The organism is Mesorhizobium sp. M0968, from assembly GCF_040319065.1.
Lineage (GTDB): Bacteria > Pseudomonadota > Alphaproteobacteria > Rhizobiales > Rhizobiaceae > Mesorhizobium.
Window position 1 is genome coordinate 1 of record NZ_JAMYNL010000085.1, and the last position, 1161, is coordinate 1161.

At 62.7% G+C, this 1161-nt stretch carries 1 pseudogene; it reads right to left on the reverse strand.

The features are described from left to right. Positions 1–571: 571 nt before the first annotated feature. Positions 572–1161: pseudogene (gene istB / locus NKH67_RS33980) on the reverse strand (IS21-like element helper ATPase IstB); the annotation flags it as partial.

A 1161-nucleotide genomic window follows, 5' to 3' on the forward strand; every position in this document is an offset into this window, starting at 1 on the left:
GGCGAGCTCTTTAATCCGAATGCAGGAGCCACAGCGTAAATCCGGATAGCGTTCAGAATCTGAACGCCTGAGGCGTCCCTGCCGGGACGTGAGCCGAGCCATTCCGCTGATGGGGTTGCACCGCTGACTCAGCAAAGTGCGTCGTCCACATTGAAGGCTCGTCCCGCGAATCTCCATCATGCGGCGACCGATGTTGACCGCGAAGACAACCGTGTACCCGGCCAACGCATCTCCGAGCGCGAAGATACTTGACGTCCCCACCGCGATTAGACAACCGGGTTCTCCTCCTAATCCAGGTTCAGCGCTGTCAACGGATCGGTGGCCTTCCAGGCAGGCCGAGCCTAATTCGCTGGCCTTCGGCGTAGCTCTCGGCAACGGCTTGAGCGTCGAATAAATGCCGAGTTATTTTGCCATTTTCGACGACCTGGACAATCCATTTGTCAAGCGAAGTGAGGATTTGACCCCTGGGGCGAAACGAAGAACTGACCCCGTCATTGTTTTGCGGTTTCGTTGGTGTCGGGGGGGGGGGGGGGGGGGGGGGTGGGGGGGGCGGGGCGCCGCGGTGTGGGGGGGGGGGGGGGGCGTGCGCGCTCTCGCCAACTCCCCCCACCCCCCGCTTTTCGCGAAGCCGGTAGCTGTCACCGCGGATGGTGATCACTGTCGAATGATGAAGCAGGCGATCAAGGATCGCGGTCGCGACCACGGGATCGCCAAACACGCTGCCCCATTCGCCCACCGAGCGGTTGGAGGTGATCAGGATCGATCCCCGCTCATAACGCCGCGACACCAGCTGGAAGAACAGATGCGCGGCGTTGGCTTCGAACGGGAGATAGCCGAGCTCGTCGATGATCAACAGTTTCGGCCGCGACAGGGTCGTCAGCTGCTTTTCGAGTGAACCGTCGTCATGGGCCTTGGCCAGCATCGCCACCAGCGTGGCCGCCGTGACGAACTGGACGCTATGGTTCTGCCGGATCGCCTCGCGCCCGAGAGCCACCGCCAGATGTGTCTTGCCCGTACCCGGAGGTCCAAGGAACAGGACCGTGTCGCCATGGGCAATCCAGCGGCAGGTCGCCAGCTCCCGGACTTGGCGCTGATCCAGCGACGGCTGCGCGTCGAAGTCGAAGCCATCGAGTTCGCGCACAAACGGGAACTGCGCGATCT